The following is a 24,133-nucleotide window of genomic DNA, read 5'->3' as shown; positions in this document are numbered from 1 at the left end:
ACCGCGTTTAGCCAGTGTAGCATAGGTTGGGAGCTGTGCTATATGGTTCGGGTTGCGATACTCGGCGAAATATTTGCCGCGCGTTTAGCTGGGCCAAATACAGCCAAAAGACTCATTGTAAACACCATGACTGCCGTGACAGCAATATAACTTGATGGTAATGCCGCTATTGAAAAATGTTGCATTAATAACTGACCGAGTAAAAGTGCTGAAATAGCACCTAAAAATAAGCCAGCAATGCAAATCAGCGCATTTTCAACTAAAAAATAATTAACAATTGCAGATTTACGAGCGCCTAAAGCACGACGGGTTCCAATTTGCTTGGTACGTTTGTTTATATTAAATAGCGTCAAACCAAAAATGCCCAGTGCGGTTACCAATACCAGTATGGTTATGAGCACAATTAACATACGCATCATAAGTTTATCTGCAGCCATATATTGATCTTTAAGTTCATCAAGACCTTTAATATTGTTGATCACCCGCTTGCTATAATTATTTAGCATCGCATTTTCGATTTGTTTCATTACAGCTGCGCGTTGTCCTGGCTTTGTTCTTACAGCAAATTGTGCGTAAGTTTTGCCTTGAATATACGGAATAAGCGCGACATTATTGGGGTGACTATCTTTTAGCCAAGGGCCTTTCATTGGCGCTGTGATCCCAATAATTTGTAGGGGTAAGTCACCAAAATAAACGGTCTTACCAAGGCCATTGCCCTCAGGGAAAAGCTCATTGGCTAACGCCTCAGTAACGACAGTGACATTAGTTGTTCTATCTGTCGGTGAATTTGTAATGAGTACTTCAGCCTCAGTAAAATTACGCCCAGCAATTAATTTTACGCCATATGTGTCTAGGCCGTGCTCATCAATAAAAAAGTAAGCAGTGCGCACATTTTTGCTTTCTTGTGGTGCAGGTTTTAAATTAAAGCCGGAAGCGCTGCCACTACCAGATAACGGAATACTGCTACTTTGCGCTGCACTCTCAACCCCTGGTAGGGCTCTTAACATGGCTTCATCTAGTTCAAACTGCTGGCTAGCATCAACGTCTTTCCCAAAGGTCATCACATTGAACTTAAACAAGTCTTGCTCTGGATAGCCGGTTTCTTGGTTTAAAAAAGCGATTCTATCTTGAATGATAAACGCCGCATTGCTGACAATGGCTGTCGTAATTGCAATTTGAATTAAAAGTAATATTGCGCCTACCTTTGAGCGGCAAAGGGCATGAAATATTGGTTTTATTTCTAACATGATTAGCTCCTCATTGGCTCTTAAGGTAAATGGCAGGGTTGGTTTTACACACTAGCCAAGCAGGGTAAAGCCCAGCAATAATGCAAGTAGTTATTGCGATAACTGGGGCACTTAATAACATGGCTAAATCCATCGTGGCTATGTTTTTGTAATATTCGTAACTTTGCCTTACCCCGAGCAGGCCAATTTGTGCAAGTACAATACCGAGCAACCCGCCGATAAAACCAAGCATGGCTACTTCTACTAAATGCTGTAGAAAGACTTGTCGCTTACTTGCCCCGAGTGCTCGACGCACGCCGACTTCTGGAGCACGGCGTAAAAACTTTGCTAGTAAAAGACCTAAAATATTAGCTAAACACACCGCTAAAAACATAAAGCTTAAACTAACCAGTATTTTGTTATCTTCACTAACGACATTGTTGTATTCCATCCATTGGTTTACATCACGCAGGCTATATTCAGGTTTTTCTCGCGTGAAGCGGCCACGCTTTTTTTGCTCTTCAATGTAAGATGTGAGGTAATCACCGTAAGCGGTTTTTTGCTCTGGTGTATCAAGCTGAGCCCAAAATTGGATCCACACTATTTCCGATTGCAATCTATCGGCATAGGTATTTATATTTTCATGTTTCCAGCCATTACTATTGCCCCAGCTGGTGAGCTCTTTTGCTTTAGTTAGACTGAAGGGTAAAAATAGGTCTGCTATTTTATCAAAAGCGCCGTTATTTAAATCGTAATATTTAAGGTTGAGGGGCCAGTCATCAATGACACCGACAATTTGGTAGCTATCGTCATCCAAATAGACTAGTTTGCCGATGGAGTTCTTACCCGCAAACAACTTATCGTTCAGCTCTTTTGAAATCACCAAAACAGGGGCTGCAGATTGCTCTTGTTGATCACTCCACACACCGCCATAAATAAATGGCACATCAAACATGCTAAAAAAGTCAGGTGTGGTCATGCGTGCTTCACCAGTAAACGGCTTAACTTTATCTGAGTCTAAATACACAGAGAAACCAGTACGCATCATAGCTACTTTATTTTCTGGGATTGGAGCATTGTGCAAACTAACTGCATCTTGATAGGTCAGTTGCATAGGAATATCGTCACCCGTCCACCAAGTATGGCCTTCATCCATGGTTTGTAGCTGTACATTAAACAATTGGCTGCTCTTATGTGGGATAGGGTCTGCCGACATCATGTGATAAACGCTTAAACTCGTCATAGTGATGCCAATACCAATGGCAATCGCCAGTACCATTAAAAAGCTTACTAAAGGTGTGCGCTTGAAGCTGCGCCAACTTAAATCGAGGTAATGTAGAAGCATGGCTTAGGCTCCAGCAACATTTTTAAGGTTTTGTGCACCTTGGTACAAGGTGAAATCAGCAAGTTGACCGTCGACAACTTGAATGTTTCGAGGGGCACGCCGAGCAAGTTCTGCATCATGGGTGACCATGACAATGGTTGCGCCATCGCGATTGATTTGTTCAAGCAGCTCCATTACTTGACGAGCCATAAGGCTGTCGAGATTACCGGTTGGTTCATCGGCAAGTAAAAATCGTGGCTCGCCAGCAAGCGCGCGTGCTATGGCTACTCGTTGTTGCTGTCCGCCAGAGAGTTGCTGTGGCAAATGTTTTGCCCGAGAGGCAAGACCAACTTGTTCTAAACATTTTTCAATGCGACGTTTACGCTCTGCGGCTTTAATACCTCTATAACGTAGCGGTACTTCAATATTTTCATATAAGTTTAAGTCAGGTATTAAATTGAACCCTTGGAAGATAAAGCCTATTTTTTGATTTCGACAATCTGCGCGCTGGTTATCGTTTAACTTACCTACATCAATTCCATCAAGTAAATATTCACCTGCAGAGAAGGGTTCTAACATTCCAGCTATATTTAAAAAGGTCGTTTTTCCTGACCCGCTAGGGCCTGTAACAGCAATAAATTCGCCTTCATCAACGTGTAGATTAAAATCACGTAATGCATGGGTTTGAACCATTTCTGTTTGATATACTTTACTTATATTATTCATCTTTAACATGCTTTTTCCTTTTGTTGTTTGGTTCTACGCGATTGTTAGCGAAGTAATAATGTGTGTGTGTGTTTGAAACTGTTATAGCTTGAAATAATCAATTCATCGCCAGCTTGAACCCCTGAAATTAACTCAACCGCATTAATGCTGGTTGCACCAATTGAAATATCAATGAGCTGAGCTGTATCACCGGTAATTTTATAAACCTGTGTACCACCTTGTTGTAAAAATGCCCCACGCTTAACTTGTAAAACATCGTTACGATTTTCTAATAAAATACGTGCTGTTAATCGTTGGTTTTGTCTGATACCCGTCATGTCTTTTTCAAAACGTACACGCGTTGTGACTTCTCTATTATTGACTTCTGGTGATATGGCAGAAAGGGTACCCATCACTTTGCTAGCGCCCATTGTTATCTCTACGTCCATACCTAAACCAAGCTCATTTGCATAACTTTCAGGGACTTGTAGTTCTGCTTCAAAATTGCTCAAATCAACTAAAGTCATTAATGGTTGGCTTTGTGTTACCGCTTCTCTTTGTTGAACTAGTAAGTTACCTACAATCCCTGACACAGTGGCTTTAATTGTTAAGTTATTAACTTTACGAAGTAGATCATCGACAATCAGTTGTTGACGAGTGACATCTCGTTTAGCGGCCTGTAGTTCAAAAGCAAGTGTATCTTTGGACAATTCAACTTCTTGCTCTGCATGTTTATAAGAGAGTTTTGCACGGGCAAGCTCATCAATGGCTTTTTCGTGATCAATTTGACTGATCACATTTTTTTGCATTGATAAGGCCGCTCTGCGATTTTCTCTATCGGCAGCGTTTAACTCTACTTGTGCTAGATCAAGTGCTTTATTTAAGCTTAATGATTGGCGGCGTGCCTCAAGGTGTTTACGTTGTAGCTCGCCCTCAAGACGAGCTAAAACAGACTGTTGCTGCTTTAATTCGTTTGTGAGCTCAGGACTATCAACCATGGCTATTACATCATGCAGTTTTACTGAGTCACCAGCATTAACCTTCAATGAAACAAAGCCTCGTTCAGGGCTGTAAACTTTTGGTGCTCTGGCGGCCACAATTTTACCGCTGGCTGCAACATCGCGTATTAGCGATTGGCGCACCACCGTGGCTATTTGTAGGCTTACTCTATCAACCGAGATAGTACCTTCTTGATCAGCATTTAATAGTGCATATACACATAGAGCAACTAGGCCCACAATAAATATAAACAGCCTGATGTATTTTTTAAAATTTATAGGTCGTGAGATTTGCGTGTCTTGCCCGCTAGTGTCTTTAATCATTATTCATTCTCTTAGTGTTTTTCAAACACAGTAATCATTAGCGAGGCAATAAACAGAATAATTGGTGAAATTAAAAATAAGCCAATAGTAAACATTCGAACATCCTCAAAATTTATATAGTTATGCTGTATTCGAATAGCATGCCATTTTTTATCTTATTGAATTTATTCGGTTTTTAACTTTACCCTTTTTGTTTTACATGTCCGCGGACATAAAAAGTGTCCGCTGCGGGCACTTTTTTGATTTGTCTTTGGGATGAGGTTACCTCAACGTAAAGCAAAGCAAGTTGTTAATTAATGCATAACATGAGGGGAGCGTTTAAATCTATTGAATAAACTATGCGCTAATAGAAGCCGCTGTAATTAAATGTCGTGTTCAGATGAATTACTAATACAGCACAAAAGAGGAAATAGCACCTAATGAATAGTTATTCATTTTTAGCTCGCCTTACGTTTACGTAAACTGCTAGTCGTGCATGCTTTTTGTTTACAAGTTTTTAAAAATAACACCGGTGTCAATCTATTTTTCGATTCGATATCTATGCAAATGTTAATGGGTGGCATTATTTTATGATTTTTAATTAAGTTGAAATATATTCAATATAATGAATATGTATTCATAAAAATATTGACTCAAGGGTGGAATAACGCTAATTTTGTTCGTCTGTTAGCAAATCGTCGAGCCGTTCATCCACGTTAACAGCGCAGCAAGGGGAGGGGTCCATGTTATATGACTCAAAACTAGAAAAAGATAATTGTGGCTTTGGCTTAATAGCCCAAGTTAATAACCAAGCGAGTCACCGACTCATTCGTACGGCGATCACCGGTTTAGATCGCATGCAGCACCGCGGTGGTATTTCTGCTGATGGTAAAACGGGTGATGGTTGTGGCTTGTTATTACAAAAACCAGACAGCTTCTTTCGGGCTATTGCTGCCGAGAATAATTGGCATTTAGGTAAAAATTACGCCGTTGGGATGATCTTCCTCAATGCTGATCCGGTACTAGCACAAGCAGCCAAAGATGTTTTAAGCGAAGAACTAGAAAAAGAAACGCTAAATATTTTGGGCTGGCGTGTGGTTCCAACTGATCCATCAATGTTAGGACCTATTGCTCTAAAACAATTGCCAGGTTTTGAACAAATTTTTATTAGTGCGCCAGAAGGTTGGCGTTCTAAAGATTTAGAACGCCGCTTGTATGTTGCACGTCGTCGTGCAGAAAAGCGCCTAATGGACGATGAATCATTTTATATTGCGAGTTTATCTGGGCTAGTCACCATCTATAAAGGCTTAATGATGCCTGCTGACTTGCCAAATTTTTATCTCGATCTTGCGGATATTCGCATGACCAGTGCTATTTGTGTTTTTCATCAACGCTTCTCTACAAACACACAGCCTCGCTGGCCTTTAGCGCAACCATTTCGTTATTTAGCGCACAATGGTGAAATTAATACTATTGAAGGTAATCGCCAATGGGCACGTGCCCGTTCTTATAAATTTGCTTCGCCACTTATTCCTGATTTACAAAGCGCAGCGCCGTTTGTTAATGAGACAGGGTCTGACTCATCTAGCCTCGATAATATGCTGGAGCTATTTTTAGCTGGTGGTATGGATTTATTCCGTGCGATGCGCATGCTAGTGCCGCCAGCATGGCAAAAAAATCGAGCTATGGATGACGACTTACGTGCGTTCTATGATTTTAATTCTATGCATATGGAACCGTGGGATGGCCCTGCAGGCATCGTTATGTCGGATGGGCGCTTTGCAGCCTGTAACCTAGACCGTAATGGTTTGCGTCCAGCGCGTTATATTATTACTCAAGATGGTTTTATTACTTTAGCTTCTGAGGTGGGGATTTGGGATTACACCGCTGATGAGGTGGTAGAAAAAGGACGTGTTGGCCCTGGCGAGCTACTCGTTATTGATACCAAACTCGGAAAAATTTGGCATTCAGATGAAATTGACCAAGACTTAAAATCACGCCACCCTTATAAATCGTGGTTAGAAGAAAACGTTAAACGCTTAACACCTTTTGAAGCACTGACTGAGCAAGATGCAGGTAATCGCTCATTCGATGATGCAACTCTAGCCAAATATCAAAAGATGTTTGGCTATACTAATGAAGAGCTAGACAGTGTTATTCGTGTTATGGGTGAAAATGGTCAAGAAGCTACCGGTTCAATGGGTGATGATACGCCGTTTGCCGTCCTAAGCGAAGGGCATCGTTCACTTTACGATTATTTCCGCCAGAAGTTTGCCCAAGTGACTAATCCGCCAATCGATCCGTTACGTGAAAACCATGTAATGTCGTTGGCAACGTGTATTGGCAGTGAACAAAACGTATTTAATGAAACGACAGGGCATGCTAAACGCCTACAATTTGATACACCTATTTTAATGTATGCTGACATGCAGCAGCTACTCAATGCCGATGAAGCACACTACAGTTACTGTAAAATTGACATTACTTACACCGTAGAAGAAGGACTTGAAAACGCCGTTAAGCGTGTTTGTGATGAAGCACAAGAAAAAGCCGCATCTGGCTGCATTATGCTGGTATTAACGGATCGTAACTTTGATGACAATCAATTACCTATTCCTGCAGCTATGGCGGTGGGTGCGGTACAAAAACGCTTGGTAGATAATAACTTACGCTGTGAGTCTAACATCATTATTGAAACCGGTAGCGTTCGTGACGCGCATCAATTTGCTGTTCTACTTGGCTTCGGTGCAACCGCAATCTACCCGTATTTAGCGTATGAGTCACTTGTGGCCATGAGCGATAGCAAGGTAATTAATAAGTCATACTGCGAAGTGACACTGGCTTATCGTCAAGCAATTAATAAAGGCTTGTACAAAATCATGTCGAAAATGGGTATTAGCACCGTGGCTTCATATCGTTGTTCGATGTTGTTTGAAGCAGTTGGCTTATCGGACGCGATTGTTGAGATGTGTTTTAAGGGCGTTGCAAGTCGCATAAAAGGGGCGTGTTTTAGCGACTTCGATGACGATCAGCAAAGCTTGCATAAACTGGCGCTTAGTAAACGTAAATTATTAAGCCATGGCGGTTTATTTAAATACGTTCACGGCGGCGAGTATCATGCTTACAACCCTGATGTGATTCAAACGTTACAAAAAGCAGTACGTAGCGGCGAGTATAGTGATTACAGCGAATACGCAAAGCTAGTTAATCACCGTCCAGTCGCGACTTTGCGCGATATGTTGGCTTTAAAACTACCTGAAAAGGGTATAAGCATTGATGCCGTCGAGCCTGCCACTGAGCTTTATAAACGTTTTGATTCTGCAGCGATGAGTATTGGTGCATTATCACCAGAGGCGCATGAAGCACTAGCCATTGCTATGAACCGTTTAGGTGGTTGCTCAAATTCTGGCGAAGGTGGCGAAGATAAACTTCGTTACGGTACAGAAAAAAATTCACGGATTAAACAAGTGGCCTCTGGTCGATTTGGTGTAACACCTCATTATTTACGCAGTGCGGATGTCATTCAAATAAAAGTGGCTCAAGGCGCTAAGCCGGGCGAAGGCGGGCAGTTACCAGGTGAAAAAGTAACGCCCTATATTGCCAAGCTTCGTTACTCGGTACCGGGTGTGACACTAATTTCACCGCCACCGCATCATGATATTTACTCTATTGAAGATTTAGCCCAGCTTATTTTTGATTTAAAGCAAGTAAACCCGAATGCACTGATTTCAGTAAAACTGGTATCTGAACCGGGCGTAGGAACAATTGCAACCGGTGTTGCAAAAGCGTATGCCGATCTAATTACTATCTCAGGCTACGATGGTGGCACAGGTGCAAGTCCCTTAACCTCGGTTAAATATGCTGGCAGCCCATGGGAGCTTGGCCTTGCAGAAACGCAACAAGCACTTGTCGAAAATGGCCTTCGTCATCGTATTCGCCTGCAAACAGATGGGGGGTTAAAAACCGGGCTTGATATCATCAAAGCAGCCATTTTAGGCGCTGAAAGTTTTGGTTTTGGTACCGGACCTATGGTGGCGTTAGGCTGTAAATACTTACGAATTTGTCACTTAAATAACTGTGCTACTGGTGTAGCAACCCAAGACGATACACTGCGCCAAAAGCATTATCACGGCTTACCAGAAATGGCGATGAACTACTTTAAGTTTATAGCTCAAGAAGCGCGTGAAATTATGGCAAGTTTAGGTGTTGCAAACCTAACCGATTTGATTGGTCGCTTAGATTTACTCGAAGCCATTGAAGGCAAAACAGCCAAACAACAAAAAATAGATTTATCAGCGGTTATCGCTCAGCCGAACAACCCAACGGGTGAAACACTGTTTTGCAGTGCACCAAATAGCTCGCACTATTTAGGTGAGTTAAATGAGAGCTTGCTAGGCAAGGCAAAAGAGGCAATTGATAATTCAAGCGGCATTTCATTAGTGAGTCGTATATGTAATACCGATAGATCTGTTGGCGCAATGCTTTCTGGTTATATTGCTGATAAGCACGGTAATCAAGGTATGGCAGCAGATCCAGTGGTGATTGAACTTCATGGTACAGCTGGCCAGTCATTCGGGGTATGGAATGCTGGCGGCCTTGAAATGACTTTAGTTGGTGATGCCAACGATTACGTTGGTAAAGGGATGGCTGGCGGTAAGCTAGTCGTTCGCCCACCACTGGGTTCGTCATTTGAAAGTCACAAAGCAACCATCGTAGGTAATACCTGTTTATATGGTGCCACTGGCGGTAAATTGTTTGCAGCCGGATGTGCTGGTGAGCGTTTTGCTGTGCGTAATTCGGGTGTGCAAGCTGTTGTTGAAGGTGTTGGTGATAATGGTTGTGAATATATGACCGGTGGTGTGGTATGTGTACTTGGTAATGTAGGAGTTAACTTTGGTGCAGGTATGACCGGTGGTTTTGCTTATATTTTAGATGAACGAGGTGATTTTGAGAAACGCATTAACCCAGAGTTGGTTGAAGTGGTTACTTTAGATGATTTGAGTTCACATCAAGAGCATTTACGCGGCTTAATTGCTGACCATTTAGAGCTAACAGGCTCATGCAGAGCAGAAACTATTTTAGCTAACTTTGAACTTTATTTACCGATGTTCAAATTAGTAAAACCTAAATCAAGTGACGTAAAAAGTTTACTCGGGCATCGCGCTCGCAGTAGCGCCGAACTACGTGTTCAGGCGCAATAAGGGGGCAGTATGAGCGAAAATGTATATCAATTTATAGACGTGCAGCGTGTAGACCCACGCAAGAAACCAATCTCGTCGCGTAAAAAATCGTTCGTAGAAATTTATGAACCCTTTTCAGAAAACCAAGTTAATTCACAGGCAGATCGCTGCCTTGATTGCGGTAACCCTTATTGTGAGTGGAAATGTCCAGTACATAACTATATTCCACAATGGTTAAAACTGATCCGTACAGGGCGCATTTTAGAGGCGGCTGAGCTTTCGCACCGTACTAACAGTTTGCCTGAAGTGTGTGGTCGAGTATGCCCGCAAGATCGCTTATGTGAAGGCTCATGTACATTAGATGAAGAATTTGGTGCGGTAACAATTGGTAATATTGAAAAGTACATCACCGATACCGCGTTCAAAATGGGCTGGAAGCCAGACATGTCCTATGTGACATGGACTGATAAAAAAGTGGCTATTATCGGCGCAGGACCCGCAGGGTTAGGCTGTGCTGATATTTTAGTACGCAACGGCGTAAAGCCTGTGGTATTTGACCGTCACCCAGAAATTGGTGGACTGTTAACTTTTGGTATACCTTCTTTTAAATTAGAAAAAGAAGTCATGCAAAAACGTCGCGAAATATTTACTGAAATGGGTGTTGAATTTAAGCTTAATGTCGAAGTGGGTAAAGACATTAGCATGGATGAAATACTTAATGAGTATGACGCCGTATTTTTGGGAGTGGGGACTTATCAGAGTATGCGTGCGGGGCTTGAAAACGAAGATGCTCCGGGTGTGCATGATGCACTGCCATTCTTAATTGGTAACACCAATCGTGTTATGGGTTACGATGAGTCTAAGCAAGCCTGTATTGATATGGCAAATGAAAAAGTCGTTGTGCTAGGTGGCGGTGATACTGCAATGGATTGCGTGCGAACATCAATTCGTCATAATGCATTAAAGGTGACCTGTGCGTACCGTCGTGATGAAGAAAACATGCCTGGCTCAAAACGTGAAGTAAAAAATGCCAAAGAAGAGGGCGTGATTTTTACTTATAACGTTCAGCCAAAAGGGATTGTCCTTAATGATAAAGGCGCAGTCGCTGGCGTTAAAATGGTAAAAACTCAGCTTGGTGAGGCAGATGAAAACGGCCGTCGTCGCGCTGAAGAAGTACCCGGATCAGAGCATATTATTGAAGCAACACAAGTGATTATGGCATTTGGCTTTAAGCCTCATAAAATGGACTGGTTAGAAAAATACGATGTAGAAATTAACCACTGGGGCGGTATTAATGCACCTGAACAAGGTGAATTTACTCATCAAACTACCAACCCTAAAATATTTGCTGGAGGCGATATTGTTCGTGGCTCAGACTTAGTAGTTACCGCTATATTTGAGGGACGTAATGCTGCAGAAGGCATTATGGATTATTTAAAAGTGTAAATAATTCTTTTGTTAGAATGGAGTCAAAAGCAAACTTTCGGGTTTGCTTTTTTATTCCCTCAGTTTTACAAATAAAAATGCCCGCAATACACAGGTTGCGGGCATTTTTAAACGCTATGTTAGTTAATCCATCGAGAAGTGATCAAGGCTCGATTTCACTCTGGCTTGTCGACGTTTCACACTTTTATAGCAGATAATGTTACAAACAAGCTGTAGGCTAATAACCAACCAACTAAGTGTTATTAAGCCACTAATAGTTGTGCTGCTAAAAACTAACATAACAGCAATAACAATATGTACAATCAATGCCATATTTAAAAAACGATATAAGCCTTGTTTAAATTGTGTATGTTTAAACTTGCTAAACATGGCTAAAAGTACACTAACTATAAGTAGTAGCCAGTTAATTGCTAAGCCAAAATAAATGACCGTTGTTTGCATCAAGGTATCCTCACCGTATCAAGGTAACGCACTATAAATGTATAATTTTATCCGTGCGCTTTTATAAGCTCTTTCGCATTTGCTTTAGCTGTTTTGCTAATGTTATCACCACCCAGCAAGCGCGCAATTTCATTAACCCTGCCATCTTTATTCAATGCCAGCATATGCGTAAATGTTTCACCATTAGCGATTTCTTTGGCAACAAAAAATTGCTGATGAGCACTACTGGCCACTTGCGGTAAATGAGTTACACAAATTACTTGTGTCGATTTACCTAATTGGCGAAGTAGTTTACCAACTGCAGCAGCAGTAGGGCCAGAAATACCGACATCAACTTCATCAAATATAAGCGTAGGAGTCGTGACTTTTTGGGCAATAATAACCTGAATAGCCAAACTAATGCGTGATAGCTCACCACCAGAGGCTACTTTTGCTAAAGGTTGCAATGGTTGCCCTGGGTTTGTTGATACTAAAAACGATACATTATCAAAACCTAAGCTGTTTGGAGAGCGATCGGTATGTGCTGTAAGGGCTATTTCAAAAACGCCATTTTCCATAGATAAATTAGCCATGCTTTCGCTGATCAAGCCATTAAGTGTATTAGCGTATTGATGACGGCTAGCACTTAATTCCTCACTAGCCGTTTGATAATCTTCAAGAGCTGCTGTAATTTCACCTTCAAGCTGTTCGAGGCGCGAACTATTACTGCTTATAGAGTCTAGCTCTTGTGTTACATTTTGATGAAACTCAACGAGCTCTTGTGGCTTTATATGGTGTTTTCTTGCTAAATCCATAGCGCCGCTGAGCCTGTTTTCTACTTCCGTTAAGCGAGTAGGATCTAAGTCAGCTTGTTCAGTATAATTGCGTATTTCTCTGCTTGCTTCTTCAACTTGAACCGCCGCTTCTGTCAGTAATGCTGCTACATTGGCCAGGGTTTCATCATAATGTGCAAGTTCATTAAATTGTTGCGCGCTATGTTGTATAAGAGAGCACGCATTTTGCTCATCACTTTCGTATAAGTGTTGTAGCTCGCGCTGACAAGATTGCAAAATAGTTTGGCTATTACTGAGCTTATAATGCTCTGCTTCTATTTGTTCAAATTCACCTGTTTGCAAGGCAAATTCATTAAGTTCAGCTACTTGGTATTCTAATAACTGTTTCTGCGCAGCTTGTTGTTGCTGTTGATGTTCTAGTTGTTTAAATTCTTTTTGTAAATCAGCATAACGTTTATAGCGTTGGCTTACAGCATTAACTAGATTTTGGTGCCCGGCGTAAGCATCCAGTAGCTGTAATTGATGCTCTGCTTTTAATAGATGCTGGTGTGCATGTTGACCGTGTATAGAAATTAAATATTGGCCTAGCTCTTTTAGCTGTGCAGCGGTGACAGGGCTACCATTAATGTAGCTTTTGCTGCGGCCATTCTTGCAAACAACTCTACGAAGTAGACATTCGTTATCGTCATTATTAAGCATGTTCTCTTCTAGAAATGCATGGGCATGTGGCAAATTGCTTAAATCAAATTGCGCACTTACCTCGGCTTTATCAGTGCCTGGGCGCACAGCTGAAGCCTCTGCTCGTTCTCCAAGGCACAATGATAACGCATCAATAGCGATTGATTTACCCGCACCCGTTTCACCGGTAATAGCGGTCATGCCCGAATGCCATTCAGTGCTTAAATTACTTACAATTGCAAAATTTTTAATTTCTAAACCAATTAACATACTGTTCATCCATCCAGTGAATTAACTGTTAATTTATACAGTGTTTTGGTTTATTGCAAACTAAATTTCTATATTTTAAGCAAGGCTGGACTCAATTAGTGTTTTTTTTTCTTCATCAATAGGGAGGGTTTCATCGTTAAGATCAATATTATCAACTGGTTGTATGTTGTCTTCAGTTTTCAACTTTAAGATTAACGTAGGAAGGGCTTCTTGGTAAAAATTTTTATTGTATAAAATACCTTGAGCTGGCAACTCTGCTATAAAATATTGAGTGCTGTCGGCAAATGCTTGGCTATTATTACTTTTATAGGTTTTTATAAGCTCTTCGTTAAGTATATTAATAAGTTGGTCACATAACGATTCCAGCTTAACTAAATTTTCATCGGTGTGAGGCTGTACCACAAAAAAGTTACTAACAACGGCTTGAATTCGAGGAAGGTGCTTAGCACTGATTACTTTTGCATCAAGTAACTCGTTTAGTTTTATTTTTAAACGTGATTGAGTACTTGCTACGCGCTCGTTAAACAGCTTTTTCTTTGCTTCAATGGTTTTTTTTCGATTACTCTCAATTAGCATGTAACTGCCAAGTAGGGTAATTAATAATAATAAAGCAAGAAATACTACATAATTCATTACTACTTTTTCCTGATGATATTTAAAATTTCTAGTCCAATATTTTGCGCTAAAGTTGCATCTTTGGCAATAAAATTAGGGGCTAATGATTTTTTCAGATTAAAATTCGTTCAAACTAGTATAGACGACTACCCCAATTAAGCTTTTTACGTAGCACATTATAATAAGAGTAATTTTTGGGGTGAATTAAGCGTAATTTTTTATCTGCTTTTCGTATAACTACCTCATCACCCGGTAATACGGCGAGTACAACATGGCTGTCACAGCTTACTTGTAAGCTATCAGTATTATCTAAACTAAGCTTTAAACGCACTTCATTGTCAGCATCAACCACTAAAGGGCGGCTTGATAAAGTATGTGGAAACATGGGAACTAGTGACATTGCATTAAGCTCTGGTGTTAAAATAGGTCCACCACCTGATAAAGAATAGGCCGTTGACCCTGTTGGAGTGGATACAATCAAACCGTCGGAACGTTGTGAAAATACAAAATCATCGTTAATAAAGGCTTCAAACTCAATCATGTGTGCTACTTTATCAGCATGAAGCACCGCTTCGTTTACTGCTGAATTAGCACTTTTAAGCTCGTTATGTCGATACACTTCAACTTCTAATAGAAAACGTTTCTCTTCAATGTAATCGCCGCTGAGTACCTGCTCTAAGCTACCTTCAAATCCTTCTGGGTTCAGATCTGTTAAAAAGCCTAAATTACCTCTATTAACACCAATTACGGCTATGTCAAAGCGTGCCAGCACCCTTGCAGCACCAAGCATGTTGCCATCGCCTCCAACCACAATCGCTAAGTCGGCACGCTCGCCTAAATCAACGAGCTTTACGAGTTTGTCACTCGGTACATCACTAAGTTGACTCCCTGTACGTTTTTCAACAATCACCTCAAAGCCTAAAGCTAATAAAAACGTATGTAATCGTTGTAAAGTAGCGGCAGCATTAGGATGATTTGGCTTACCAATCAAGCCGATAGTATTAAAGGGAGAGTCCATAATAAATACACTGAAAGTTCTAATATTTGTAGAGTAACCTAAAACAGAAGTGTTTGAAAACACAGATCTTAGTAATAACCAGCGGATTTAATTAATTCACTGTAAAATTTAGATTTATTGTATTTTTTATACTTGAAATAATAATACTTAGCCCCGATATAACAGCTATGCATAAAGATGTAGATAACATGAAACTAAACCCACGAGATCAGCAAATATTTGCCGCTGTTATGAGTATGTACTGTAATGGCGATGGCTTACCTGTGCCGTCAACAAAAATTGCAAAGCAAAAAGATATGGCGGTATGCTCTGCCACTGTGCGTAACGCGATGGCGCGCCTTGAAAAAATAGGCTTGTTGTATTCACCACACACATCGGCTGGCCGTGTGCCGACCAATGATGGGTTTGACTATTGGTTTGATGAGTTTTTTACGCTCAATGATATTGCTAATTATTGGCAACCTGAGCAGGCACAATTGGTTGAGCTTGCGCATGGTTTGAGTCAACGTTACCAAGTATGCTGTTGTGTGGGGCTACCGCAGGTTAGAACACAGCAGGTATTTAGGGTAGAAGTGCTCGACTTTGATGCAAACAACTGGCTTATTTTACTCTTAGATAGAGCAGGGCAGAGCCACAATATTTGTATTAATAAGCCTCATGATCCAAGCGATAGTCAACGTTATGAATTTGCGACTTGGCTCAATACGGTTTTTAGTCAACAATCTTTAATCGAAGGCCTTTATCGGATGCAGGCAATGGCCAATACGGCACCACGTAATTGTCATGATTCTTTAACTCAATGGACCCGTGAGCTAAGCCAAAAATTAGGCTCAGATAACAGCATTGTTGTTGGGGAAAATTACCTTTATAAGAAAATAGACTGTGAGCAAAGTCTCAATATTGGTGTGTCATTCTTAAATTTTGTTGAAGATAAACTCGTTTTCAAAAATGGGGTCTCCATTCTTGGTGCCGAAAACTTACCTTTTAGCTCCTGTGATGATCTTATAGTGATCAGTGTGCCGTATTTTCAAAACCAAGAATATCAAAGTCGTTTTTGTGTTATTTGTCCAAAATCAGCGCAATTAGAGAAAATAATCCAAGAATTTAAATTATTAGAGCCATTGAGCTCTTGAATCTTTTTATTCAATCCCCATAATTACCGCAGTTGTAAAGAATTGGAGCGTATATTTTATGTCTGAGCAGACACAAAACCCAGAGCAAGAAGTAGAACTGAACGAAGAAGTGACGCAAATGGAAGCCGATGTTGAGGCGGCAGTTGAAGCAGCTGAGCAACATGCCGAGCAAGAGCAAAGCCCTGAGGCAGAAATTGCTATGTTATATGCCGAGCTTGAAACTGCAAAGCAAACTATTGCAGATCAAAAAGATAGCGTAGTTCGCGCTGCTGCAGATGTGGACAATATGCGTCGTCGCGCTGCACAAGATGTAGAAAAAGCACACAAATTTGCACTAGAAAAGTTTGCTAATGAATTACTCCCTGTTATAGATAACTTAGAGCGTGCTATTGAGTTTTCTGATAAAGAAAATGAAACGCTTAAGCCTTTACTTGAAGGCATTGATATGACAGTGAAAAGCTTTAACGACGCGGTAGCTAAATTTGGTGTTGAAATTGTAAACCCTCAAGGTGAGCAGTTTAACCCAGACTTTCATCAAGCAATGTCAATCCAACCAAGCAACGATGTAACCCCAAATACTGTTTTAGCAGTAATGCAAAAAGGTTACACATTAAACGGCCGTTTATTACGCCCTGCAATGGTTATGGTATCTAAAGCCGCTGACGCTTAATTAAGTATATAATTTAAAAATGCCTCATTATGAGGCATTTTTTTTGTCTTTAAAATAATGTATTAACTGCACCAGTATTGTCAGTACCACCGCACTAAACATTAAACTAGAAAATGGAACCGCACTTTGTGCATGCATTACCGCTAATATAGGGCCTACTAATGCGCCACTACCAAAACGCAAGGTTCCGATAACCGCCGTAGCAGTTCCGGTATTTTGTTCAAACTTCATCAAAATTAATGAATCTGCATTACTTGCTATTATGCCTAAGCTCATCATTAACGGGACAATAGCCGCAACAATAAAGTAAAGCGATGAATGTATTACACTAAAACTGAGTAATGCTGTGCCAGAGATAAAGCCACATATTAAGCCGTAATAAAGCATTTTTCGTGAGCCAATACGTGGTACTACGCGAGTGTTTAAAAAGTTACCAAACATCAGCGCCATTACATTAAAAGCGAATAGCAGACCAAATAATTGCTCTGATACTTTAAATAAGTCGAGGTAAATATAAGGAACCGAGGTTAAAAAGCAAAAAAAGCCAAACGACACAAACATCGAGCTTAAAATATCAGCGCGAGCATGCGGGTTGCTCAATACCACTTTGTAACTTGAAAAGAAAAGCGATAACCCTTTACGATCATTTTTAAATATCGGAATATCAATTAAGTAACGCTGCACAAAAAGTAAAATTACAAAGCTATAAGCCGCTAAAACAATAAAAATAGTCGACCAAAGCGAAAAGCCTAAAATAACTGAGCCAATAGAGGGGGCAAGTAAAGGCGCTATCATCATAATCATAGACACGTACGACATACCCTTAGCAGTATTTTTTTGATATATGTGTCTAATAATCCCAGGAACCACAACCGTAGCTGCCGCCCCTGTAAATGCCTGTACTGCTCTTAACAGCCAAAAAGTATGCACTTCAGTGGTAAATGCTAAAGCGAGTGAACTCAAGCCAAATAAACTGAGCCCTATTCGTGCCAGTTTACGCCTGCCAATTTGATCGGCTATGGGGCCAAAAAATAACATTCCCAATGCATAACCTGCTAAATAGATACTCAACGAGATTTGAACATTTGGCATGCTAGTATTGAGATCGTTGGCAATTACCAGCATAGCCGGTAAATACATATCAATGGCTAAAGGCGTGATTGCTACAATACTGGCTAATAAAGGCAATAAAATACGGGTATTAAAAGAAGAAGCCGAAGCGCTCATTTAAAAACTCAAAACAACGAATATAGGTTGGGCAGTATAGCAGGGCAATGGCGTTGGATAAACTTAGTTTGCCTGCTAACTTAATTGTTTAATCGCAGAAAGCAAAGATTTTAAACTAACACTGCGTTTGGTATTCTATACTCAGTAACAAACTTTTTTAGGGCATTATAATGAAGAAATTGGTTTTGGCAGTACTTGCCAGTGCAGTATTAGTAGGTTGTAAAACATCACCAACTGGACGCACACAGATTGCGCTTTACTCAGATCAACAAATGAGTCAAATGGGCACTGCGAGTTTTGCCCAAATGAAAAAAACACAGCCGGTAAATAAAGACCCAAAAGTTAACAGTTACGTCAATTGTATTGCTGACAAAGTAGTAGCCGTGCTTCCTACAGATTATGCATCTCAAAATTGGGAAGTGGTGGTCTTTGAAGATGAATCTGCAAACGCTTTTGCATTGCCAGGTGGTTATATTGGCGTGCACACTGGATTATTAAAAATTGCTACAAATCAAGATCAGCTTGCAACTGTTTTAGGTCATGAAGTCGGTCATGTGATTGCAGAGCACTCAAATGAACGTGTTTCACAAAGCTCTATTTTACAAACTGGAATGAAAGTGGGCAGTGCGGCGCTTGAAATGGGTAACGTGCAATACCGTAATGAAATTATGCAAGGGCTTGGTCTTGGTGCTCAATATGGTGTTGTTTTACCGTTTAGTCGTTCACATGAGACAGAAGCAGACGTTATTGGTTTAGATTTAATGGCGCAAGCAGGTTTCAACCCTAAAGAGTCTGTTACGCTTTGGCAAAATATGAGTCAAGCGGGCAGTGGGGCAACGCCAGAGTTTTTATCAACTCACCCAGCACCAACAAGCCGTATTGCAAATTTACAATCGCAAATGGGTAAAGCGCTTAGTGAGCAAAGAACAGCTAAAGCACAAGGTAAAAATCCGCAGTGTAAGTTGTAATCAACCATAAAAAAACCTGTCTAATGACAGGTTTTATTTTTTAATAGTTAAGTATTTAATTATTAAAAAGTCCACTCTATGTGTACTTGTGGAACTGACTCTGTAACATCTGTACCAAGTTTGTTATGCCAGTACTGCCACTCCATACCTAACAGTAAGGTGTTTTCTTTCATTTCTAGCGCATGCCCCATATCCCATACAATAATAGGTTGAGCTAAAAACCAAGCGCGTACGTCATTACCAAACTCATCTTCACGCTCAGCAATATATTCCGCATGACCCTTAACACTAAATTTTTGTGAGCCAATCATAAATGGATATTCAAAAGCAACGTCAAACATCCAGCTGTTAGTTTCAATAGGTGCACCGCCTTTTGCAACACCTTCACTATCATCAATGTAGGCAGTCACAAGGGTTGAGAAGAAATTAAAACCAGGCACATCCCAGCTTAATTTTACACCCGGTAAGTATTTAACAACTTTAGCATCGCCTGCGGCATTAATACCCATGGTTAGGCCAACATCAACGAGCGCACCTGACGCTACTTTTTCGTCCATAACGGCCGATAAGCTAAGCGTAGAATAACCTTCAAAGTAAAAGTCTTGATCTTGGTAGTTATCGTCATTGCCATCAGTGCTGTAATCAATAAAGAAAAAGTTATCCCCATAGTCATGGCCTGAAGCATGTTGCAATGAATAAACCGTGGTGCTTGATTTTTGTTCAGTGAACGGGTTTTTATGATTACCGTTGTTAATATGAAGCGCAGTACTGCTCCAATTAGCAGCAGTAGCTGTTGAACTTAAGGTACACGCACTAAGTGCAACGAGAGGAAGTAAGTTTTTAATTTTCATAACCATATTTTATGTGACACGCTGAATACCACATTATAGCAAAGACGGTTAATTTGTTAATTATTTATTGTCATAAACAGTGTACTAGCATGTGGCTAATACACTGTTTAAAGAAGATTTAAGCTTTATTACGACGTAAACAAATAACCGCAATAGCGGTAAAAGCTAAAATAAAGCAGTAGTAAGATGAGGTTGATACTTCCCACGGGCTAATTTTAAATGTAGCACCAAGCAGAAGTGCTTGTGCGCCGTAAGGTAAAGACCCTTGGGTAACACAGGCAAAAATATCTAATAAACTGGCAGAACGTTTACCACTAATTTCGCCATCGTCAGCTAGCTTTTTAGCAATAGGGCCAGTCACAATAATAGACACTGTGTTGTTAGCAATACACATATTGCTGGTTAGCACTAATGCAGCTATCCCTAACTGATCCGCTACCTTGCGATGCCATTTTGCAATGACCTTAGTGATTGCTTGAATTTTTTGCGCGATGTAGTCGAGGCCGCCATTAATACGAATAAACTCAGAGAGGCCACCAATAAACATAGAGAGCAAAAATATTTCCTGCATGTCGCTAAAACCTTGGTAAATATCTTTTACAAAGCTGGCGCCTTCATAGCTTCCAGTAAAGCCCATCAATGCGGCGAAAACAATACCGCTTAACAGTACTACAAATACATTAAAGCCCATTACTGCCAGTACTAAAATAAAGGCATAAGGAAGTACTAATAAAATATCGTAGTCTTTGGTATCAACTACTTGTGCTGCAGGCGTTAAAAACAATAGTAATGCAATAGTAAGGATAGCGGCCGGAACAGCAATTTTAAGATTTTCTTTAAACTTATCTTTCATTTCACAGCCTTGCGTGCGGGTAGCTGCAATCGTAGTGTCGGAAATTATTGATAGGTTATCACCAAACATGGCGCCAGATACAATGGTACCGGCCATTAATGCGGGATCAATCCCTGTTTTCATTGATACTGCATAAGCAATTGGGCCAATAGCACCGATAGTTCCCATTGACGTGCCCATCGCAGTAGAGATAACCGCTGCAATTAAAAACAAACCAGGCAGAAGTAATGAAGGGGGAATAAGAGAGAGACCAGCATTAACAACCGCGTCAACGCCACCGGTTGCCCCTGCAACCGCAGAAAAAGCACCTGCTAATAAATAGATAAGGCACATGGTAATAATATTGTTATTACCCACGCCTTTAATAAAGGTTTCTACACTCTGATTAATACTGGCTTTGTTTAAGATAAAGGCTAAAACAATCGCAGGTAAAATAGCGACCGGTGCTGGGAGTTGATAAAATGCATAATCAACCCCTTGAGATTGCAAATATAAGCCTGAGCCTAAAAAAATAGCAACAAAGGTGAGTAGGGGTAGCAAAGAAAATCTTGCTTTATTTTTATCAAATGATGGCTGCATCATAATCCTCATTAATTATTCATAGCAATCGAAACCGATTGATATACTTAACAGCCAAAGCATCCCTCTTTTAGCTGAATTTAGTTGTTTGTTTTACTATCTAACCAGATAAGTAACTCAACAGCGCCCGCAAGCCAAAGACCAAATCGGCGCAAAAAAGAAGTTTAAATGTATAGATGGCTAAATGCAAAGACTATCTGTTATTATTATGAGGGTCTGTTGATCTTTCAAGGTTAAATTTGCAGCAGTCTGTTTGGTATTTAGGCAAGGCAGAGCCTATGTGGTGTGGTTATTCCCTATAAATAGGCGATAACGCAGCATCAATGCCAAACAGGCGCTGCCCGAAGGGTTCTGCCTAGGAGCGATTTACTCTTTGTTGCTCGGTTTTTACTTAGCCCACTAGGTTACAAACCTCGCGCCACGATTAAACCGCTCCTAGTTTAAGCAAATTTTAATCCGCAAAGGTCAACAGACCCTAAAATAATCGAAGCTTTTTTATAAGCTTTCCTGACTATTACATGAGTTTTAGATAAAATCTAGCTAACTAAAAAATACATAGGTTGTAAAAGATGAATCGAGTAGGTGTGTTTGGTGCGAATGGCCGTATGGGGCTGGCACTTTTAGAAGCAGCAACAATCAATAAAAATTCACAATTAGCGGCGGCCTATGTACGCAGTGAGTCTGAGTTAGTCGGTCTATCGGTTAATCAACTTAATAGTGCAGCTGCAAAAGACATTCACTTTAGCAGTGAACAGCAGGTTGAAAATGTAGATGTGCTTATAGACTTTACCCTTCCACAAGGCATGAGAAATCACTTAAATACAGCTGTTGAGAAAAAAACACCTATGGTAATTGGCACCACTGGCTTAACTCATGATGATATGGCTCTATTAACCGATGCCGCTAAACATATCCCGATCGTATTTGCGCGTAATTATAGCGTGGGCGTAAATTTACTGCTTAACTTAGTGCAAACAGCAGCGACAAAATTAGGCGATGATTTAGATATTGAAATTTTTGAAGCGCATCATCGTCATAAAATCGATGCGCCATCGGGTACAGCATTAGCTATTGGCGAGTCGATTGCACAGGCTAAAGGGTGGGATCATGATGAGGTTGCTGTTTATGATCGTAACAACATAGAGCAGGCCAAATCACAAAATGAAATTGGCTATTCGGTGCTAAGAGGCGGCGATATAGTAGGTGAACACACGGCCTACTTCGCTACAATGGGCGAAAGACTTGAATTAACCCATAAAGCAAGTTCGCGAATGACCTTCGCGCTAGGTGCTATAAGAGCTGCGCAGTGGTTGAAAAATAAACCTGCAGGACTTTATGATATGCAAGATGTGCTAGATTTAAAGTAGTTAAGTTCCTTTTTTAACGCTTTGAGGTGGTTTTTTGGTATAACCACTTATTTATTGCAATTTACTAATTAGCGTTAGACCTAAAAGCCAACTTCATGTAGAATACAGCCAATTTGCCAAAAATTACTAAATGCGTGTTTCCAATTATACTCATATGGTTAGCAAAACCGGGGTTTGTGTGGGAATAAAAAGAGTTTTAGGCAAGAAAAATGAATGAAGGTTTAGTGGTTTACATCGGCATCATTTAAGACTGCGTAAAACAATTTAAGCTCACAGGAATCAGGTTTTGACCAATTATTTGGGTATTGGCGGGGTGTTAAGCAATTTGCTTACTCCCGTTTTTTACTGTTAGGAGGTTTAACTTGACTAAATCCGCTCTGTTAGTCCTAGAAGACGGCACAGTGTTTCGCGGTACTGCAATCGGCGCTGACGGCATGTCAGTCGGTGAAGTAGTATTCAATACGTCTATGACTGGTTATCAAGAAATTTTGACTGATCCATCGTACGCGGAACAAATCGTAACTTTGACGTACCCACATATCGGTAATACGGGTACCAACAGCGAAGACGAAGAAGCGAGTCACATTTGGGCGAAAGGCCTAGTGATCCGTGATTTGCCACTGCTAGCAAGTAATTTTCGTAACGAGCAATCGTTAGATGATTACTTAAAAGAACGTAATATTTTAGGTATTGCGGACATCGACACCAGAAAACTAACCCGTATTTTGCGTGACAAAGGCGCACAAAATGGCTGTATTGTTGCTGGTGACGAACTAGACGAGAAAAAAGCGCTCGAAGCCGCGCAAGCCTTCCCAGGCTTAAAAGGTATGGATTTAGCAAAAGTTGTCTCAACCAAGGAAAATTTTGAGTGGCGCGAATCAAGCTGGACATTAGGCGAAGGGTTTAAAACCTTAAACGCTGATGATGAAAAGTTTCATGTTGTTGCCTACGACTTCGGTGTTAAACGTAACATTTTACGTATGCTTGTTGATCGTGGTTGTAAACTGACCGTTGTCCCAGCACAAACCTCTGCCGCTGACGTACTAGCCTTAAACCCAGATGGTATTTTCTTATCAAACGGCCCTGGCGATCCTGAGCCATGTACTTATGCCATTGATGCAATTAAAACCTTTTTAGAAACCGACACGCCAATTTTTGGTATTTGTTTAGGGCATCAACTACTAGCACTTGCCTCAGGTGCTAAAACAGTAAAAATGAAGTTTGGCCACCATGGTGGTAACCACCCAGTTAAAGATCTTGACCGCGATGTTGTAATGATCACTGCACAAAACCACGGTTTTGCTGCAGATGAAGCCACATTACCAGATAACTTACGTGCTACGCACAAATCGTTATTTGACGGTACATTACAAGGTATTCACCGTACAGATAAACCAGCGTTTAGCTTCCAAGGTCATCCTGAAGCAAGTCCTGGTCCGCACGATGCAGCCCCATTATTTGACCACTTCATCGACTTGATGCAAGCGCGTAACCACTAATTTAACCGG

Annotated in this window: 18 protein-coding genes; 7 read left to right on the top strand and 11 right to left on the bottom strand. The window is 40.7% G+C overall.

Annotated elements, in window-relative coordinates:
* Window positions 1–38 precede the first annotated feature (38 nt).
* From P3J6_RS13755 to P3J6_RS13740, 4 genes are read right to left on the bottom strand one after another with little or no spacing between them, the layout of a single operon-like run.
* Complete coding sequence (locus P3J6_RS13755; protein WP_138607367.1) at window positions 39–1,247, bottom strand: ABC transporter permease; 1,209 nt, start codon at window positions 1,245–1,247, stop codon at window positions 39–41.
* Window positions 1,248–1,257: 10 nt separating this feature from the next.
* Window positions 1,258–2,571: an ABC transporter permease gene (locus P3J6_RS13750; protein ID WP_198523325.1), complete on the bottom strand. Its 1,314-nt coding sequence runs from the start codon at window positions 2,569–2,571 to the stop codon at window positions 1,258–1,260.
* A gap of 3 nt (window positions 2,572–2,574) precedes the next feature.
* Entirely contained in the window at window positions 2,575–3,285 is a 711-nt protein-coding gene (locus tag P3J6_RS13745; RefSeq protein ID WP_013465175.1) for an ABC transporter ATP-binding protein, read from the bottom strand.
* A 35-nt stretch (window positions 3,286–3,320) separates the two neighbouring features.
* Window positions 3,321–4,577 carry an efflux RND transporter periplasmic adaptor subunit gene (locus tag P3J6_RS13740; RefSeq protein WP_198523324.1) on the bottom strand — a complete coding sequence of 419 codons (1,257 nt, stop codon included), beginning with the start codon at window positions 4,575–4,577 and terminating at the stop codon, window positions 3,321–3,323.
* A gap of 722 nt (window positions 4,578–5,299) precedes the next feature.
* On the opposite strand from P3J6_RS13740, the gene gltB reads away from it, so the two are divergent.
* Together gltB and P3J6_RS13730 are read left to right on the top strand one after the other, a co-directional pair.
* The gene (gene gltB, locus P3J6_RS13735) at window positions 5,300–9,757 is read left to right on the top strand and encodes a glutamate synthase large subunit (protein ID WP_198523323.1); all 4,458 of its coding nucleotides are present in this window, start codon (window positions 5,300–5,302) and stop codon (window positions 9,755–9,757) included.
* Window positions 9,758–9,766: 9 nt separating this feature from the next.
* Window positions 9,767–11,182, top strand: a complete 1,416-nt coding sequence (locus tag P3J6_RS13730; RefSeq protein ID WP_076918541.1) for an FAD-dependent oxidoreductase — start codon at window positions 9,767–9,769, stop codon at window positions 11,180–11,182.
* Window positions 11,183–11,305: 123 nt separating this feature from the next.
* Here P3J6_RS13730 and P3J6_RS13725 read toward each other — a convergent pair whose 3' ends face one another.
* The 4 genes from P3J6_RS13725 to nadK form a co-directional block, all read right to left on the bottom strand.
* Complete coding sequence (locus P3J6_RS13725; RefSeq protein ID WP_138607357.1) at window positions 11,306–11,623, bottom strand: hypothetical protein; 318 nt, start codon at window positions 11,621–11,623, stop codon at window positions 11,306–11,308.
* Window positions 11,624–11,670: 47 nt separating this feature from the next.
* Window positions 11,671–13,344: a DNA repair protein RecN gene (gene recN, locus P3J6_RS13720; protein ID WP_198523322.1), complete on the bottom strand. Its 1,674-nt coding sequence runs from the start codon at window positions 13,342–13,344 to the stop codon at window positions 11,671–11,673.
* 75 nt (window positions 13,345–13,419) lie between these two features.
* Window positions 13,420–13,977: a hypothetical protein gene (locus tag P3J6_RS13715; RefSeq protein ID WP_198523321.1), complete on the bottom strand. Its 558-nt coding sequence runs from the start codon at window positions 13,975–13,977 to the stop codon at window positions 13,420–13,422.
* A 115-nt stretch (window positions 13,978–14,092) separates the two neighbouring features.
* Window positions 14,093–14,977 carry an NAD(+) kinase gene (nadK, locus tag P3J6_RS13710; protein WP_198523320.1) on the bottom strand — a complete coding sequence of 295 codons (885 nt, stop codon included), beginning with the start codon at window positions 14,975–14,977 and terminating at the stop codon, window positions 14,093–14,095.
* Window positions 14,978–15,144: 167 nt separating this feature from the next.
* Between nadK and P3J6_RS13705 the strand changes: the two genes are divergently transcribed.
* A complete protein-coding gene (locus P3J6_RS13705) occupies window positions 15,145–16,110 on the top strand; it encodes an HrcA family transcriptional regulator (RefSeq protein ID WP_198523319.1) in 966 nt (321 codons plus the stop codon).
* Window positions 16,111–16,168: 58 nt separating this feature from the next.
* Window positions 16,169–16,780: a nucleotide exchange factor GrpE gene (grpE, locus tag P3J6_RS13700; RefSeq protein WP_008113139.1), complete on the top strand. Its 612-nt coding sequence runs from the start codon at window positions 16,169–16,171 to the stop codon at window positions 16,778–16,780.
* Window positions 16,781–16,807: 27 nt separating this feature from the next.
* Here the strand turns inward: grpE and P3J6_RS13695 are convergent, their stop codons facing one another.
* On the bottom strand, window positions 16,808–18,007 hold the full coding sequence (locus P3J6_RS13695; protein ID WP_198523318.1) for a Bcr/CflA family efflux MFS transporter: 1,200 nt from the start codon (window positions 18,005–18,007) through the stop codon (window positions 16,808–16,810).
* Window positions 18,008–18,177: 170 nt separating this feature from the next.
* Here P3J6_RS13695 and P3J6_RS13690 point away from each other — a divergent pair, with 170 nt between their 5' ends.
* Window positions 18,178–18,975 (top strand): M48 family metallopeptidase, encoded by a 798-nt coding sequence (locus P3J6_RS13690; protein WP_138607349.1) that lies wholly within the window; start codon window positions 18,178–18,180, stop codon window positions 18,973–18,975.
* 62 nt (window positions 18,976–19,037) lie between these two features.
* Here the strand turns inward: P3J6_RS13690 and P3J6_RS13685 are convergent, their stop codons facing one another.
* Window positions 19,038–19,826: a nucleoside-binding protein gene (locus P3J6_RS13685; RefSeq protein ID WP_198523317.1), complete on the bottom strand. Its 789-nt coding sequence runs from the start codon at window positions 19,824–19,826 to the stop codon at window positions 19,038–19,040.
* Between the two features lie 118 nt (window positions 19,827–19,944).
* Entirely contained in the window at window positions 19,945–21,258 is a 1,314-nt protein-coding gene (locus P3J6_RS13680) for a Na+/H+ antiporter NhaC family protein (RefSeq protein ID WP_198523808.1), read from the bottom strand.
* A 569-nt stretch (window positions 21,259–21,827) separates the two neighbouring features.
* On the opposite strand from P3J6_RS13680, the gene dapB reads away from it, so the two are divergent.
* Together dapB and carA are read left to right on the top strand one after the other, a co-directional pair.
* Entirely contained in the window at window positions 21,828–22,625 is a 798-nt protein-coding gene (gene dapB / locus P3J6_RS13675) for a 4-hydroxy-tetrahydrodipicolinate reductase (RefSeq protein WP_198523316.1), read from the top strand.
* Window positions 22,626–22,987: 362 nt separating this feature from the next.
* Window positions 22,988–24,124 carry a glutamine-hydrolyzing carbamoyl-phosphate synthase small subunit gene (gene carA / locus P3J6_RS13670; protein WP_198523315.1) on the top strand — a complete coding sequence of 379 codons (1,137 nt, stop codon included), beginning with the start codon at window positions 22,988–22,990 and terminating at the stop codon, window positions 24,122–24,124.
* Window positions 24,125–24,133: the final 9 nt, after the last annotated feature.

The organism is Pseudoalteromonas sp. 3J6 (assembly GCF_903995135.1).
Classification (GTDB): Bacteria; Pseudomonadota; Gammaproteobacteria; order Enterobacterales; family Alteromonadaceae; genus Pseudoalteromonas.
The sequence above is the reverse complement of the archived record's forward strand: the minus strand, read 5'-3'. Positions and strand labels throughout refer to the sequence as shown.